The organism is Microbulbifer sp. SAOS-129_SWC, from assembly GCF_039696035.1.
In the GTDB taxonomy this organism is placed as follows: domain Bacteria; phylum Pseudomonadota; class Gammaproteobacteria; order Pseudomonadales; family Cellvibrionaceae; genus Microbulbifer.
In genome coordinates this window covers 3,384,977-3,400,289 of record NZ_CP155567.1, presented here as the reverse complement: position 1 = coordinate 3,400,289, position 15,313 = coordinate 3,384,977, and the positions used below count along the sequence as shown (strand labels likewise).

12 protein-coding genes are annotated in these 15,313 nt (G+C 61.6%); 10 read left to right on the top strand and 2 right to left on the bottom strand.

Annotated elements, in window-relative coordinates; translation table 11 throughout:
- The first annotated feature begins 170 nt into the window (after positions 1 to 170).
- From ABDK11_RS14770 to ABDK11_RS14730, 9 genes are all read left to right on the top strand, one after another.
- Positions 171 to 1,544 (top strand): glutamine synthetase, encoded by a 1,374-nt coding sequence (locus tag ABDK11_RS14770; RefSeq protein WP_346837282.1) that lies wholly within the window; start codon positions 171 to 173, stop codon positions 1,542 to 1,544.
- Positions 1,545 to 1,605: 61 nt separating this feature from the next.
- Positions 1,606 to 2,994: an aldehyde dehydrogenase family protein gene (locus ABDK11_RS14765; protein WP_346837281.1), complete on the top strand. Its 1,389-nt coding sequence runs from the start codon at positions 1,606 to 1,608 to the stop codon at positions 2,992 to 2,994.
- Positions 2,991 to 4,160 carry an iron-containing alcohol dehydrogenase gene (locus ABDK11_RS14760; protein WP_346837280.1) on the top strand — a complete coding sequence of 390 codons (1,170 nt, stop codon included), beginning with the start codon at positions 2,991 to 2,993 and terminating at the stop codon, positions 4,158 to 4,160. Before ABDK11_RS14765 ends, ABDK11_RS14760 begins: the two co-directional genes overlap by 4 nt.
- Before the next feature lie 29 nt (positions 4,161 to 4,189).
- Positions 4,190 to 4,786: a peptide-methionine (S)-S-oxide reductase MsrA gene (gene msrA / locus ABDK11_RS14755; RefSeq protein WP_346837279.1), complete on the top strand. Its 597-nt coding sequence runs from the start codon at positions 4,190 to 4,192 to the stop codon at positions 4,784 to 4,786.
- A gap of 141 nt (positions 4,787 to 4,927) precedes the next feature.
- Positions 4,928 to 7,798, top strand: coding sequence for an ExeM/NucH family extracellular endonuclease (locus tag ABDK11_RS14750; protein WP_346837278.1), 2,871 nt, complete (start codon positions 4,928 to 4,930; stop codon positions 7,796 to 7,798).
- Between the two features lie 592 nt (positions 7,799 to 8,390).
- Complete coding sequence (locus ABDK11_RS14745; protein WP_346837277.1) at positions 8,391 to 8,570, top strand: hypothetical protein; 180 nt, start codon at positions 8,391 to 8,393, stop codon at positions 8,568 to 8,570.
- Between the two features lie 54 nt (positions 8,571 to 8,624).
- Positions 8,625 to 9,107, top strand: a complete 483-nt coding sequence (locus tag ABDK11_RS14740) for a hypothetical protein (protein WP_346837276.1) — start codon at positions 8,625 to 8,627, stop codon at positions 9,105 to 9,107.
- 51 nt (positions 9,108 to 9,158) lie between these two features.
- Positions 9,159 to 9,557, top strand: a complete 399-nt coding sequence (gene fos / locus ABDK11_RS14735) for a fosfomycin resistance glutathione transferase (protein ID WP_346837275.1) — start codon at positions 9,159 to 9,161, stop codon at positions 9,555 to 9,557.
- Positions 9,558 to 10,193: 636 nt separating this feature from the next.
- A complete protein-coding gene (locus tag ABDK11_RS14730) occupies positions 10,194 to 10,682 on the top strand; it encodes a hypothetical protein (protein ID WP_346837274.1) in 489 nt (162 codons plus the stop codon).
- Between the two features lie 171 nt (positions 10,683 to 10,853).
- Here ABDK11_RS14730 and ABDK11_RS14725 read toward each other — a convergent pair whose 3' ends face one another.
- Positions 10,854 to 12,329 (bottom strand): M20 family peptidase, encoded by a 1,476-nt coding sequence (locus ABDK11_RS14725; RefSeq protein ID WP_346837273.1) that lies wholly within the window; start codon positions 12,327 to 12,329, stop codon positions 10,854 to 10,856.
- A 271-nt stretch (positions 12,330 to 12,600) separates the two neighbouring features.
- On the opposite strand from ABDK11_RS14725, the gene ABDK11_RS14720 reads away from it, so the two are divergent.
- The gene (locus ABDK11_RS14720; protein WP_346837272.1) at positions 12,601 to 13,611 is read left to right on the top strand and encodes an LLM class flavin-dependent oxidoreductase; all 1,011 of its coding nucleotides are present in this window, start codon (positions 12,601 to 12,603) and stop codon (positions 13,609 to 13,611) included.
- Positions 13,612 to 13,825: 214 nt separating this feature from the next.
- Here ABDK11_RS14720 and ABDK11_RS14715 read toward each other — a convergent pair whose 3' ends face one another.
- Entirely contained in the window at positions 13,826 to 15,088 is a 1,263-nt protein-coding gene (locus ABDK11_RS14715) for a 6-phosphofructokinase (RefSeq protein WP_346837271.1), read from the bottom strand.
- Between the last annotated feature and the right edge of the window lie 225 nt (positions 15,089 to 15,313).

Here is a 15,313-nt window from a genome sequence, read left to right as displayed (position 1 = left end):
TTGGGAGCGCGATTATAAACCCTGTGCGGTAGCGCGCAAAGCCGTGGAATCCGGCGTCCGCGCCCGGGTTCTGGGGGCAAACCGCCAGTTCCCGGGCCCCACGGGCCCTGCAGCGGGTCTATTCTTATCCCATTTCCCATAATTCCGCGATAACAACAACGAGGCCAGCCATGCTGAATCCACGGGAGGTACGCAGCCCCGAGGATGCCCGCCGCATCGTCGAGGAGCGCAATCTCAGCCACGTCAAGGTCGGGCTGTTCGACAATGACGGCGTCATGCGCGGCAAGTATATGAGCCGCGACAAGTTCTTCTCCGCCCTGGAACACGGTTTCTCCTTCTGCGACGTGGTGCTGGGCTGGGACGTGAAGGACCAGCTCTACGACAACGCCCAGTACACCGGCTGGCACACCGGCTACCCGGACGCGCCGGTGCGCATACTGCCGGCCAGCTGCCGCGCGGTGCCGTTCGAGGACGATATGCTGCTGTTCCTGGCCGAATTCGACCGCCACGCCGAGGCGGTGTGCCCGCGCGCGACCCTGCGCCGGGTGGTGGAGCGCTGCCGCGAGGCCGGCTTCGAGCCGCTGGCAGCCCTGGAGTATGAGTTTTTCCTGTTCGACGAGAGCCCGGATTCCGCGCGCGAAAAGGGCTTCCGCAACCTGAAACCCTTCACCCCGGACTGGTTCGGCTATTCGGTGCTCCGCAACTCGGTGCACGCCGAGCTCTACCGCGACATCCTCGATCTGGGGGAGCAGATGGACTTCCCCATCGAGGGCCTGCACACCGAAACCGGCCCCGGCGTGCTGGAGGCGGCGATCACGGTCGACGGCGCCGAGGCGGCGGCGGACAAGGCGGCGCTGTTCAAAACGTTTATCAAGGTGCTGGCCCAGCGCCACGGCCTGATGGCCACTTTTATGGCCAAGTGGTCCGGCGACTACCCGGGTCAGAGCGGCCATATCCACCTGTCCCTGCGCCATGCCGATGGCGGCAGCTCGGCCTTCTACGATGCCGATGCGCCGCAGAACATGAGCGCGGTGCAGCGCCAATTCCTCGCCGGCCAGCAGCGCCTGATGCCGGAATTGCTCAGCCTGATGGCGCCCACGGTCAACAGCTACCGGCGCCTGGTGCCGGGCTTCTGGGCGCCCACTGACGCCACCTGGGGGGTCGAGAACCGCACCGCGGCACTGCGCGTGATTCCCGGCAGCGACAAATCCCAGCGCACCGAATACCGCCTCGGCGCCGCCGATGCCAATCCCTACCTGGCGCTGGCCGCCGCGCTCGGCTCCGGCCTCTACGGCGTGCTGCAGAAATGGGAGCCGGGCGACCCGGTGGCCGGCAATGCCTACGCGCTGGAACAGCCGGCGGAACTGGCGCTGCCGCGCACCCTGTGGGAGTCGGCCCAGCGGCTCAAGGCCTCGGAGGCGGCGCGGGAGTTGTTCGGCAACGCGTTCGTCGAACACTTTGCCGCCAGCCGCGAGTGGGAGGAGCGCGAGTACCGCCGTCATGTCAGCGACTGGGAGCTGGATCGCTACTTCGAAATCATTTGAATTTATGCCGCGGCGCGCATAAGTGCGCCGCGGACACACATTCACTGCCACCGAAAATGCCATGAACAGACTCCAGTGCATTTCCCCGATCGACAACACCCTTTATGTCGAGCGCCCGCTTGCCAGTAGCGAGCAGATCCAGGCGGCGCTGGAGCTCGCCAGCGCCACCCAGGCCGCGTGGAAGCGCACGCCGCTGGCCGAGCGCATCGGCATTGTGCGCCGCGCGGTGGAGCACTTTACCGATCGCCAGGACAAGCTGGGTGAGGAACTGTGCTGGATGATGGGCCGCCCGATCCGTTTTGCCAGCGGCGAAATTCTCGGCTTTGCCGAGCGCGCCATCGGCATGGCGGATTTGGCCGAAGCCGCGCTGGCGGATATTCGCCTGGGGGAAAAGCCCGGCTTTACCCGCTTTATCCGCCGCGAACCGCTGGGTTTGGCGCTGGTGATCGCGCCGTGGAATTACCCCTACCTGACCGCCGTCAACGCCGTGGTGCCGGCGCTGCTGGCCGGTAACAGCGTGCTCCTGAAACACTCGGCGCAGACCCCGCTGTGCGCCGAGCGCATGGTCGAGGCGTTTGCCGAAGCCGGCCTGCCCACTGGCGTGTTCCAGTTTTTGCACCTGAGCCACGCGGATACGGAAAAACTGGTGCGCGCCGGCGAGATCGACCATATCGCCTTTACCGGCTCGGTCAGCGGCGGTGCCGCGGTGGAGCGCGCCGCGGCCGGGCGCTTTGCCAGTGTCGGGCTGGAACTGGGGGGCAAGGACCCGGCCTATGTGCGCGCCGATGCCGACCTGCCACACGCGGTGGAGAGTGTCGTCGATGGCGCCTTCTTCAATTCCGGCCAGTCCTGCTGCGGTATCGAGCGCGCCTATGTGCACGCGGACCTGTTCGACGACTTTGTCGAGCGCGCCGCGCAGCTGATTGCGCAGTACAAACTCGGCCGCCCCGATGAGCCCGCTACCACGCTCGGCCCGCTGGTGCGCGCGGAAGCCGCGGATTTTGTTCGCGCGCAGATTGACGAGGCGCTCGCCGCCGGCGCCAGCGCCCATATCGACGTGCGGGATTTCGCCATGGACGCGCGCGGCACCCCGTATATGGCCCCGCAGCTGCTGACCGGCGTGACCGCCGATATGCGCGTGATGCGCGAGGAATCCTTTGGCCCGGTGCTCGGCGTGCAGAAAGTATGCGACGACGGCGAGGCGCTGGCGTTGATGAACGACAGCGATTTCGGCCTCACCGCGGCCATCTACAGCGCCGATGAACAGGCCGCGCTGGCGCTCGGCGAGCGCCTCGAAACCGGCACTGTATTCCTGAACCGCTGCGACTATCTGGACCCGGAACTCGCCTGGACCGGCGTCAAGCAGTCCGGCCGCGGCTGCACCCTGTCGAGTATTGGCTTCGAACACCTGACCCGCCCTAAATCCTTCCATTTCAAACGCCAGCCATGAACATTGAAAATTTTCACAGTAACTGGAATTACCCCACTGCCATGCGTGTCGGCCCCGGCCGCGTGCGCGAACTGCCCGCGACCTGCGCCGAGCTGGGTATCCGCGCGCCGCTGCTGGTCACAGACCCCGGCCTCGCGGAGTTGCCGATGGTGCAGCAGGTATTGCGAGCCTGCAGCGACGCCGACCTGCAGATCGAGATGTTTGCGCAGGTCAAGAGCAATCCCACCGGTGACAATGTCGTCGGTGGTGTCGACGCGCTGCGCGCCGGCTGGCACGACGGCGTGATCGCCTTCGGCGGCGGTTCGGCCATGGACGCGGCCAAGGCGATCGCACTGATGGCCGGCCAGCGGCGGCCGCTGTGGGATTTCGAGGACGAAGGCGACAACTACCTGCGCGTGGAGGTCGAGGCGATGGTGCCGGTGATCGCGGTGCCCACCACCGCCGGTACCGGCTCGGAAGTGGGGCGCTCGTCGGTGATTACGGACGAGGAAGCGCAAAAGAAGCGGATTATCTTTCACCCCCGTATGCTGCCGGCCATTGTGATTCTCGATCCCGAGTTGACCCTGGGGCTGCCGGCCAGACTCACCGCCGCTACCGGCATGGATGCGCTGTCGCACAATCTTGAGGCCTACTGTTCGCCGGGATTCCATCCGCTGGCGGAGGGGATCGCGCTCGAAGGCATTCGCCGGGTGCGCGGGTACCTGCCGCGCGCGGTAGCAGACGGCAGCGACCTGGAAGCGCGCGCGCAGATGCTGGCGGCCTCCAGTATGGGGGCGACCGCGTTCCAGCGCGGTCTCGGCGCGATGCACGCGCTGGCACACCCGCTCGGAGCCCTCTACGACGCCCACCACGGCCTGCTCAACGCGGTGCTGATGCCCTATGTGCTGCAGGCTAACCGCGACGCTATCGTAGAGCCCATGGAGCGGCTGGCGCGCTACCTGCAGCTGCCGCACAGTGGCGTCGATGGTGTGCTCGACTGGATCCTCGAACTGCGCGCGGAAATCGGTATCCCCCACAGCCTGGAGGAACTCGGCATCGACAATCAGCAGCTGCAGCGAGTCGGGCAGATGGCCGTCGCGGACCCGTCCGCCGGCGGCAATCCCATTGCCTTCGATGCGCAGCAGTACAGCGATTTGTTCGAACGCGCCCTGCGCGGTGTGCTGTGATCAGGGGCAAAAATGTGGAGGGTACAAGCGTGCGCTGGCTGGCAATACTGCTATTGATCACGGTTTCCGTTGCGGCCCCCGCGGCGGACAAGGCCAAAAATGTGCGCACCGCGGTTTTTGCCGGCGGCTGCTTCTGGTGTATGGAACCGCCGTTCGACAGGCTCGACGGGGTGCTCGCCACCACTTCCGGTTACAGCGGTGGCCACGTGAAAAATCCCACCTATGAACAGGTCTCCGCCGGCGGCACCGGCCATGCGGAAGTGGTGCAGGTAACCTACGATGCGAACAAGGTGAGTTACGCCAAACTGCTGGATGTGTTCTGGCACAATGTGGATCCGCTCGACGCCGGTGGACAGTTTTGTGATCGCGGCGACCAGTACCAGAGCATTATCTTTTACGCCACGCCGGAAGAGAAAAAACTAGCCGAAGCCAGCAAGAAAAAAATGGCGGAAAAACTGGGTAAAAAGATCGTCACCCGGATCAGGCCCGCGGCGGTGTTTTACCCGGCCGAAGATTACCACCAGGATTTTTACCGCAAGAACCCGGTGCGCTACAAGTTCTACCGTTATCGCTGTGGCCGCGACCAGCGCCTGCAACAACTCTGGGGCCGCGCGTCCGCGCACTGATTCCCACCACAACAGTATGAAAGTAGAGCGGCGACATCTTTTTGCCGCAGATTTTTCACCTGCCTGTCATCCCTCGTTAGGAATTGGTCGACAGACTGCCTGCGAATAATTCCGATAAACCGACTACGGACAGGGAATCTAATGAAAAAACTTTCAATAACAGCGCTCACTGTGCTGTGTTTTCCAATTCTTGCACTATTGGCCAGTGGCGCCAGTGCCAGCGACCTGATTTTCTCCGAATATATCGAGGGCAGCAGCTATAACAAGGCGCTGGAGATCTATAACGGTACCGGCGCGCCGGTGGATCTCGGCGACTATCGCGTCGAGGTGTACTTCAACGGTTCCAGCGCCGCCGGCACCAGCCTTACGCTGAGCGGCACGCTGGCGGACGGTGACGTGTTTGTGCTGGCGCATTCCAGCGCCGACAGCGCGGTGCTCGCCGTGGCCGACCAGACTTACGGCGGCAGCCTGTACAACGGCGACGATGCGGTGGCCTTGGTAGGGCCCAATGGCTTCGCCGACGTGATCGGCCAGATCGGTGTCGACCCCGGCAGCCAGTGGGGCGACAGCAGCCTGGGTACCCAGAACCAGACCCTGATCCGCAACAGCGCCTTTACCAGCGGTCGCAGTGACGGCAGTGGTAGCTTCGATCCGGCAGACGAATGGCAGAGCACCGGCCTCGACAGTTTTGCCGACCTGGGCAGCTACACCGGCAGTGGCGGTAACAACGGCGGCGACAACGGCAATGGCGGCGGCGTGGCGCAGTGCGGCGCAGCGGCCACGCCCATCAGCAGCGTGCAGGGTAGCGGCGCCGCCAGTCCGCTGGTTGGCGAGCGCGTCGAGATCGAGGCTGTCGTGGTTGGCGATTTCCAGGACACCGCCACGGGCCTCGGCGGTTTCTTCCTGCAGGAAGAAGACGCTGACCGCGACAACCAGGCCGCGACGTCGGAAGGTCTGTTTGTGTACGACAACGGCTTCGGCACCGACGTGCAGCCGGGGGATCTGGTGCGGGTCGGCGGTGTGGTGAAGGAACAGTACGACTTGACCGAACTGGCGCAGGTCGATGGTGTATCCGTGTGCGGCAGTGGCTACAGTGTCAGCCCCGCGGAGATTGACCTGCCGCTGGCCAGCGCCGATGCGCTGGAGCGCTACGAGGGTATGCTCGCGCATTTCCCGCAGACGCTGACCGTCAGTGGCAACTACAACCTCGGCCGCTACGGTGAAGTGGACCTGTCTCTCGGCCGGCTGTACACGCCCACCAATATCGCCGAGCCCGGTGCCGCCGCGCTGGCCCAGCAATCTGCCAATGCGCTCAATCGCATCCTGCTCGACGACGCCTCCACGGTGCAGAACCCGGCCGTGATTCCCTATCCGGCGCCGGAACTCCGTGCCGACAACAGCCTGCGCACCGGCGCCAGCGTCAGCGATCTGCGCGGTGTGATCGGCTACAGCTTCGGCCGCTATCGGGTGCAGCCGGTAGAGACGCCGCAGTTTGCCGATACCAATCCGCGCACATCTGCGCCAGCCCTGCCGGGCATTGGTAACCTGCGCGTGGCGAGTTTCAATGTGCTGAACTTTTTTAATGGCTCTGGCAGTTTCAATGGCGACGGCAGTGGCTTCCCCACATCCCGCGGTGCGGATACCTATGAAGAGTTCCAGCGCCAGCGCGACAAGATCGTCAGCGCGATACTCGGTACCGGTGCCGATATCGTCGGCCTGATGGAGATCGAGAACGACGGCTACGGCTCCGCGAGTGCCATCGCCGAACTGGTCGATGCGCTCAATAGCGTCGCCGGCGGCCAGGTGTATGCCTTCGTCGACCCGGGCCTGGCGCAACTGGGCAGCGATGCCATCGCCGTGGGCCTGATCTACCGCCGCGACCGCGTCGCACCATTGGGCAATGCCGCGACATTGCAAAACTTCCCGTTCGACGACCTGAATCGCCAACCGCTGTTGCAGGCCTTTACCCAGCTGACCAGCGGCGAGACCCTTACCGTGGCGGTCAACCACTTCAAATCCAAAGGCAGCTGCCCCGGCGACGGCAGCCTCAACGACGATCAGGGCGATGGCCAGGGCTGCTGGAACCGCATCCGCACCCAGGCCGCCGATGCCCTGGCCGACTGGGTTGCCAATGATCCCAGCGGTACCGGCACCGAGCGTGTTCTGGTGATCGGCGATCTCAACAGCTATGCGCGGGAAAACCCCATCGCCGCACTCGAGAGTGCCGGGTTCACCAACCTGCTGGCGCAGTTCGGCGGGAGTGCAGCCTACTCCTACGTCTACGATGCGCAGGCCGGCTATCTGGACCAGGCCCTCGCCAGCAGCGCCCTGCTGCCGCTGGTGACCGGCGCCGGTGAATGGCATATCAACGCCGATGAACCGCGCTCGCTGGACTACAACACCGAGTACAAGACCGCGGCGCAACAGGACAGCCTCTACGCAGCCGACCCCTACCGCGCCTCCGACCACGACCCGGTGCTGGTGGAACTGGACCTGAGCGCGGGCAACGCCGCGCCCACCGCGGAATTCACCAGCGACGCCAGCGGCAAGCGCATGCGCTTTACCGATACCAGCAGCGACAGCGACGGCCATATTGCCAGTTGGCAGTGGGACTTCGGCGACGGCACCGGTAGCAGCGCGCAGAACCCCGAACACCGCTATCAGCAGCGCGGCACCTACACGGTGACGCTGCAGGTGCAGGACGATCGCGGTGCCGGGGGCACTATCCAACGCCAGGTTCGCGTTGCGGATGGCGGCGCACTCCGTGCGCGTTTCACGGTACACCGCCTGCTGAACTGGGTGTGGGTGCAGGCGCGCGGACCGCAACGCGGCGGGCTGAGCTATCACTGGAACTTTGGCGATGGCAGCGAACTGCAGGGGCAGGGCGGCTGGCACCGCTACACGCGGGGTGGCCGTTACGCCATCGCGTTATCGGTCCGCGACAGTGCCGGCGGTGAACACAGCACCCGTCGCAACGTGGTTATCCACAGCGCCCGTTGGCTGCCTTGGTGAATTGAATGAACATCGCCAGCGCAAACTCGGCTAAATAACTATTCCCGCGAAGAGCCGGGACCCCATACGGGTCCCGGTTACCTGTCATCGCCAGAAAGCCCATCCCCACGTCCGTCCGGATAATCCCCAACAGTGATAGGCATCGCCCGGTAGCTGGACCACGATACGGCCGGCACAGGTATGGAGCTCTATTACTCAATCCTGTGGGTAACTTCGGTCAATTACCGGTTGTCGCGCAGTCATTGACATTCAAGGAGCTTGAAATATGCTCACTGGCCTTGAGTAAAACCAGCCGACGCGAGCGATCAGCATACTAAGCGTGAATAAAAACTGCTTGATCGATTCTATTTTGTTGATATGAAAGAATTTTTTTCTTTCAGTTGCGCGGCACTTTCGAAAATATTGGCCGAGGTGACAGGAAGCCGTTGGCTCCCGCATAAATCGTTGGTGATAAAAGTAAAAATGCTCAGAAAACTCACAGCACCACTTGTTGGGCTGTGCGGATCTGCCAGCTACGGTTATCTGGCCATCTTTACAACCGTTTTAAAGGGCACGTGGCTGGATAGGCTTTATATTGGAGTGGGATCGATTGGTGCACCAATGGGGCGCTTTTCTATGGTGGATTGCCGAAACCTTGGGGTTAGCGGAAGACTCGGGAATGGCCGGCGGCATCATAATATTTGCGCTAGGCGGGTATGTGGTGTGGGCCTATGTGTTTTTTGTTATTGCCTATTTGGGGCTTAAACAATTTTGGATTGATGAATATCACTAACATGCCTCAGCAGGTACTCCCGTTGTCGGCTGTTAGGTTTTTGGGACGCTGGATATGAGTGTGGTGACATCGGCAATTTGGGGTGGGGCTTCGGGTCTCTTGGGGGTGCTGTTCTACTGGCGCCGGGAGCGTGAGCTTGACGATTTTGGAAAGCCGTGCCTGCGTTTTTGCGGTCCCCGATTTGGAATTCCGTTGGTTGGGGTATTTTTTTTGCTGGCTGGTCTTAATAATCTCGGTGATCCTTTCTACCTCAGGCATCCAGAGAACTTCGTCGTGATGTTCGGATTTTCCCTGTTTGCGTTCGTAGGCTCGGTCTACTTCGTATTCTACCGTGTGAGTGTCCGGAATGGCGTCGTTGAGCGTCACGCCTGGCCGCTGTCAGTCACGCGATATTCGTTGCAGGAGCTCGAGTCTGTTGACGAACATGGGGACAATGTGAGTCTGAGGTTCACAGGTGGTCGAGCTTATAAGATTAGCCCGCTGCTCTCTGGTCGTTCTGCATTCATAAAATATGTGCGGGCGCAGATGCGTGGCTGAGGTCTGCGTGAAACACGCAAATTCTGGGTGTTGTGTTTCTTGGAGAGGGCCATGCTTGCAGGGTTAAATCATATCACTATCGCGGTAAGTGACCTGGAGAAGTCTTTTTACTTCTATGTTTCCATCTTGGGCATGAAGCCGGAAGTGAAGTGGGATGCTGGTGCCTACTTGTCGGTAGGGAAGCTGTGGATATGTCTCTCTCTGGATAAAGCCTCGCCGGCCAGGGATTACAGCCATATCGCATTTGATGTGAGCACTTCTGAATTCGACAGCTATTGCGCTCAGCTCCTGTCGGCCGGTGTCGAAACATGGAAAGAAAATGCGAGCGAAGGCGACTCTCTGTACATTCTCGATCCGGATGGGCACAAGCTGGAGATTCATGTTGGCAGCCTGGAAAGTCGATTGGAAGCGCTTCAGTCAGTCTCCTATAAAGGCTTGCGGTGGTACTAATCTGACCGGGTTTTTCGATAAATTTCGAGTAAGGTTTTATTGTTGAAGGTAGAGAAGGTTGGTTCTTGGTCTGGGTAAGCTCGGTTTTATATGAGTTTTATCTGGTTTTTCAGGGTGCTACTCTGGATCTTCATTGTAAGATGATTGGGCGTTGTTGGAGTTTCTTAGCCGCGTATCGTATTGAGGGATAAAATGAAAATAATAAAAATCATAGCACTGCTGATGAGCCTGCCTTCCCTGGCGTTTGCGAGCGAAAAGTCTCAGCCATTTGATGCGATGTATTCGTGTTTGATCATGTACAAGTGGTCTACCTGGGCTATATGGAGATACGATATTTATGCGCTGGCTGGAGATAGAATTCTAATAGGCAGTAAGGATAACCATTTTCTGGTCACGTCTGATGAGCCCGGATATAGCCATGTAGTTTCAGGAGAGGTTGTAGACTCTCATCCGGAAGCGACGTCCCTGCTCGATTTGGGTAGTGCATGTAGTGAAGACTGCCCGGTTAATTATAAGCGACGTACTGGTTGGTTTAAGAGGCACTGCAGAGATTATGGGCAATAAGCTTGGGGTGGTTTTCCTGCCAGCGGCAGCGGCAGCGGCGGCGGTCTGCCGGTCGCTCGGGGTTATGCCCTGTTGCGTATCGGGCACGCCTGTTATGGGCTTGAAGCAGTTGTGAGGCACCTGTCTGCATTTCTGGTGGCTTTATTTACCCCTTATCTAATTGCCATGCTGTTTATCGGCGGATTTAAAGGTATGTCGTCGGCATTGACGCCAAATTTGCTATCAATCTTTGCGATCCCAATAACACTGTTTCATCTGATTTTCTACGTTCCTATTGCAGTCATTCTCGATAAAGCAGGGAAGTTCAATCTGTTTTCCGCCGCGGTTTTAGGGTTCCTGATTGCTTGCACATTCTTCGGGATTCAGGACTGGCCGTATCCGGATGGTCAATATGTTGGTCATGTGGACGCCAGTTTTTGGGGGAAGAAGGTCATCAAGTCCAAAGACGGTTTCCCGACATTTTGGGGCTGGGTGCTTTATTTCCAGAAGGTGTTATTGGTGGGCGCTCTTTTCGGGGCGCCAACTGGCTTTGCCTATGGTCTGGTGAAAGGCAAGGCCTAGCCCGGTGATGCAGTTTACTTTGGCTGAGGAGCTTTAGCTTTCCCCGGGAGTCATGATGTGGGCGATATGATTGATGCTCGCCGGAATGCCTCCAACCATTGATGCAGCCGGGGCGGCGCACCGGGAAAAACGGCAGTTGCTGCGCCTTTCCCAGTGGCCTGTTTCTGTCATTTATTCCGCGCTGCCACTTTCGATCAGCTGGCTGTAGAAGTTGGTAGCCTTCACCATATTCTCGATACTGATGCGCTCGTTGGTGCCGTGGAATCCGTGGATATCCTCTCTGCTGACCACCATCGGGTTGAAGCGGTAGCTGTTGTCGGCGACTTTCTCGTAACGGTGACTGTCGGTGGCGGCAACGGTGAGGCCGGGGGCGACGATCACCGGGCCGTAAGTGGCGCGGGTGGCACTGGCGAGCGCTTTGAAGCCTGCTGCGTCGGTGCTGGAGACACGCGAGGCTGGGTCGCTCTGGCGCACTACCAGGTCGACGCGGTCGTCGCCGATGGTGTTTTTCAGGTATTCGGCCACGCCGTCGATGGTGTCGCGCGGGTGTACGCGCAGGTTGATGGTGGCCACGGCTTCGATCGGCAGCACATTTTCCTTGACGCTGGCGTGCAGCATTGTCGGCGCGATGGTGGTGTGGAGCATCGCGGCGGTGCTGGGGCTGCCTTTCAGGGCCTTCTCGATCAGGCCGCCGAACAGCCAGCGGTTGGCGAACAGCAGGCGTTTGCCGAACGGCATATGCGGTGCAATGGCATCAAACATCTGGCCGCCGACGCCGTCGAGGCCGCCGGGAATCGGCGACTGCTGCAGCTTCACCAGCGCTTCGGCGAGGGTATCCACGGCGGTTTGCCGCGGCGGCATGGATGAGTGGCCTCCCTTGCCGTGGGCAACCAGATCTACGGTCATATACCCCTTTTCGGCCACATTGATGCTGGCCACATCGCCATCAATACCGGGAATAAAGCCGCGCAGCAGGAAGGAGCCCTCGTCCAGGGTCCAGGCCGGGCGCACACCGTCCTGCTCGAGTTTTTTCACCACCGCGGCGGTGCCGTGATTGCCGCCGATCTCCTCGTCATTGGTGAGGCTGATATACACGGTGCGCTGCGGCTGGAATCCTTCCTTGAGCAGCTGGCTGGCGGCTTCCATCAGCGCGATGACCGCACTCTTGTCGTCCAGTGAACCGCGGCCCCAGATGTGCGTGTCGTCGATGGCGCCGCTATAGGGCGGGTGCTGCCACTGGTCGTCGGTACCGGGAATTACCGGTACCACATCGTAGTGGGCCGACAGTAGTATCGGCTGCAGGTCGTCGCGCTGGCCGCGCCAGGTAAACAGCAGGCTGTACCGGTGGTCGGGATCGGTACCCAGGCGTTGGGGCGCCATGGTGGCGTGCACTTGGGGATAAGTCTCGGCAAGCCAGGCGATAAACGCCTCAAACTGCTGCTGGGTGGGCTGTTGCTGCAGCTGTGCAGAAACTGTCTGGAAGCCGATGGCGGCGGACAGGTGCTCGGCGACACTGCGCGCATCGATATCCCGGGCCCGGATTTTTTCCGCGGTGGGGGCGGGTGCTGTGTATTGTGCGGTGCGCACCAGAACAACGGCGGCGAGCACCAGCAGTGCGGTGCCCAGTCCGATCAGAATTTTTTTCATGATTATCTCTCTTATTCAGCGCTTGCAGAGTTTGCGTGCGACCGATAGGGCTGTCCAGTACCGCCGGGGGTGTTGCGGATTGATAAATTCCAACAAAAGAGATCTCGCCGCCGCAATTGGCGCGGGAACGCAGTGTTTTTGTGCGCTTGGAAGCGGCCGCAACTGTCGCTGTGGAGGATCGCGGGCTTGTGTTGCAGAATCCGGCTATCGTCATTATGGCGGACGGCGCTATGCTGCACCGTGCCCATATGAATGCCTGTAAGGAGTTGTTGTGCGCGCTTTTTCCCTGCTCGACCTTTCCCCGATTACCACCGACAGCGATGCCCGCGGCGCCTTGCTGAATTCACGCGATCTGGCCCAGCATGCGGAGCAGTGGGGCTACCGGCGCTTCTGGATGGCGGAGCACCACAATATGACCGGTATCGCCAGCGCGGCGACGGCGGTGGCGCTGGGTTTTGTGGCCGAGGGCACCCGCCGCATCCGCGTGGCCGCCGGCGGCGTCATGCTGCCCAACCATTCGCCGCTGGTGGTGGCGGAACAGTTCGGCACTCTGGCGGCGCTGTACCCGGATCGAGTGGATCTGGGCCTTGGCCGTGCGCCGGGTACCGATGGCAACACCATGATGGCCCTGCGCCGTGACCAGCTGGCCGATGCCGCCGAACGCTTTCCGCAGGATGTGCAGGAGCTGCTGCATTACTTTGAGCCGGAAAAGCCCGGCCAGCGGGTGCGCGCGGTTCCCGGGGTGGGCTTGCGGGTGCCGGTGTGGCTGTTGGGTTCGAGCCTGTTCAGCGCCCAGCTGGCCGGCGCGCTGGGGTTGCCGTTTGCCTTCGCCTCGCACTTCGCCCCGGCGATGCTCGATCGTGCCCTGCAGGTTTACCGCGACAGTTTCCGTCCGTCCGCCTACCTCGACGCCCCCTATGCGGCGGCGGGCATCAATGTGTTCGCGGCGGATTCGGACGAGCGCGGGCGTTATCTGATGACATCCCTGGAGCAGCAGTTTGTCGCCCTGCGTCGCGGCACGCCGGGACCGCTGAAACCGCCGGTGGAGGATCCGGATGAGATCGCCTCGCCGCTGGAGCGGGCGCAGATCGAGCAGGCGCTGTCGGCCAGTGCTGCCGGTTCGCGGGAGACGGTGGCGGCGTTTATCGACGGCTTCCTGGAGCGCACCGGGGTGGATGAGCTGATTGTGACCGGCACCATCTTCGATCACCGCGCGCGACTGGAGTCGTTTCGCATTGCGGCGGACATTCTGCGCGAGCGGGCGGACTCCACCGGCGCCTGACCGGCCTGCGGCGGTCAATTGCGGCAGTATTCGATCGCGGTACCCGAAGGTGAGTTGGTGGGCGTTGAGCAGTGCCACACAGCGCTGTTTGAAAACGGCGCGGCGGATTTTGTGTGCGCCTTGCGCGCCACGCCAGCCCGGTTCGGCGGCCTATAAAAAAGCCCCCGGCTCCGGGGAGGCGGGGGCTCGCTGCATCTCGGGATGCCTGTGCGGCTTACACGTCGAAACCTTTTTCCAGTTTCTTCTCCACCAGCACATTCTTCAGCTTGGCATACTGCGGGACGCCGTCTTTATAGGGCGGGTAGTCCTCGCCCTGGATCAGCGGCAGCAGGTAGTCGCGGCCCGCCTGGGTGATGCCGAGGCCGTCCTCGCTGATGTACTCCGCCGGCATCATCTTTTCCACATTGGCCACGTCGGACAGCGGCGCTTCGCCCACCGACCAGCTGTACTCCGGGCCTTTGTTGCGCACGATGATCGGCATGATGGCGTTCTGCCCGGCCACCGCCATTTCCACCGCGGAGCGGCCCACGGCGTAGGCCTGTTCGACGTCGGTGGCCGAAGCGATGTGGCGCGCGGCGCGCTGCAGGTAGTCGGCCAGCGCCCAGTGGTATTTGAGCCCCAGCTCGCTCTTGATCATATTGGCCAGGGTCGGCGCCACGCCGCCCAGCTGCTTGTGGCCGAAAGCGTCGACGCTACCGGCATCGGCGAGGAAGGTGCCGTCGGCATACTGGGCGCCCTCGGAGGCGACAATCACGCAGTAGCCTTTTTGATCCACAGTCTGCTGCACCTTGGCCAGGAACTTCTCTTTGTCGAACGCCACTTCCGGGAACAGGATGATGTGCGGCGCATCGCCTTCCTGTTCCTGCGCCAGGGCGCCGGCGGCGGCAATCCAGCCGGCGTGGCGGCCCATCACCTCGAGGATGAATACCTTGGTGGAGGTGGCGCACATGGAAGCCACGTCCAGTGCCGCTTCCTTGGTGGATACCGCTACGTACTTGGCCACGGAGCCGAAGCCGGGGCAGTTGTCAGTCAGCGGCAGGTCGTTGTCGACAGTCTTGGGGATATGGATGGCCTGGATCGGGTAACCCATTTTTTCGGACAGCTGGGAGACTTTCAGGCAGGTGTCGGCGGAGTCGCCGCCGCCATTGTAGAAGAAGTAGCCGATATCGTGGGCCTTGAACACCTCGATCAGGCGCTCGTACTCGGCGCGGTTCTGCTCCAGGCTCTTCAGCTTGTAGCGGCAAGAGCCGAAGGCGCCGGACGGCGTGTGGCGCAGAGCGGCGATGTCTTCATCGCTCTCCTGGCTGACATCGATCAGCTCCTCGTGCAGGGCACCGAGGATGCCGTTCAGCCCGGCATAGACATTGCCGATCTGGTCCGGGTGTTCGCGGGCGGCCTCGATCACACCACAGGCAGAGGCATTGATCACGGCGGTTACACCGCCGGATTGGGCGTAAAAGGCATTCTTCTTCGGCATGGTTGTCCTATTTCGTCATCTATATGCGCTTGCGGGGGCGTTACCCTGCAAAAATCGTGGCGCCCCGGCCGCCTGGGGTGCCCTGTGGGCACGCCGGCGGGCGGGGCGCTCGGGACGCCGGTGGCCCTTTTGGCGGGCTCTAGTCCCCCGCGGGGGCGGAGGCTGGCGAATTTGGGGGCGGAGTCTAATCGAATGACGTCGGGATTGCACCGAAATTGGGGTATT

Bases quoted from the DNA above. Each gene is read 5' to 3' on its own strand.
- ABDK11_RS14770 (WP_346837282.1), top strand. From the start codon at position 171: ATGCTGAATCCACGGGAGGTACGCAGCCCCGAGGATGCCCGCCGCATC.
- ABDK11_RS14765 (WP_346837281.1), top strand. From the start codon at position 1,606: ATGAACAGACTCCAGTGCATTTCCCCGATCGACAACACCCTTTATGTC.
- ABDK11_RS14760 (WP_346837280.1), top strand. From the start codon at position 2,991: ATGAACATTGAAAATTTTCACAGTAACTGGAATTACCCCACTGCCATG.
- ABDK11_RS14750 (WP_346837278.1), top strand. From the start codon at position 4,928: ATGAAAAAACTTTCAATAACAGCGCTCACTGTGCTGTGTTTTCCAATT.
- ABDK11_RS14740 (WP_346837276.1), top strand. From the start codon at position 8,625: ATGAGTGTGGTGACATCGGCAATTTGGGGTGGGGCTTCGGGTCTCTTG.
- fos (WP_346837275.1), top strand. From the start codon at position 9,159: ATGCTTGCAGGGTTAAATCATATCACTATCGCGGTAAGTGACCTGGAG.
- ABDK11_RS14725 (WP_346837273.1), bottom strand. From the start codon at position 12,329: ATGAAAAAAATTCTGATCGGACTGGGCACCGCACTGCTGGTGCTCGCC.
- ABDK11_RS14715 (WP_346837271.1), bottom strand. From the start codon at position 15,088: ATGCCGAAGAAGAATGCCTTTTACGCCCAATCCGGCGGTGTAACCGCC.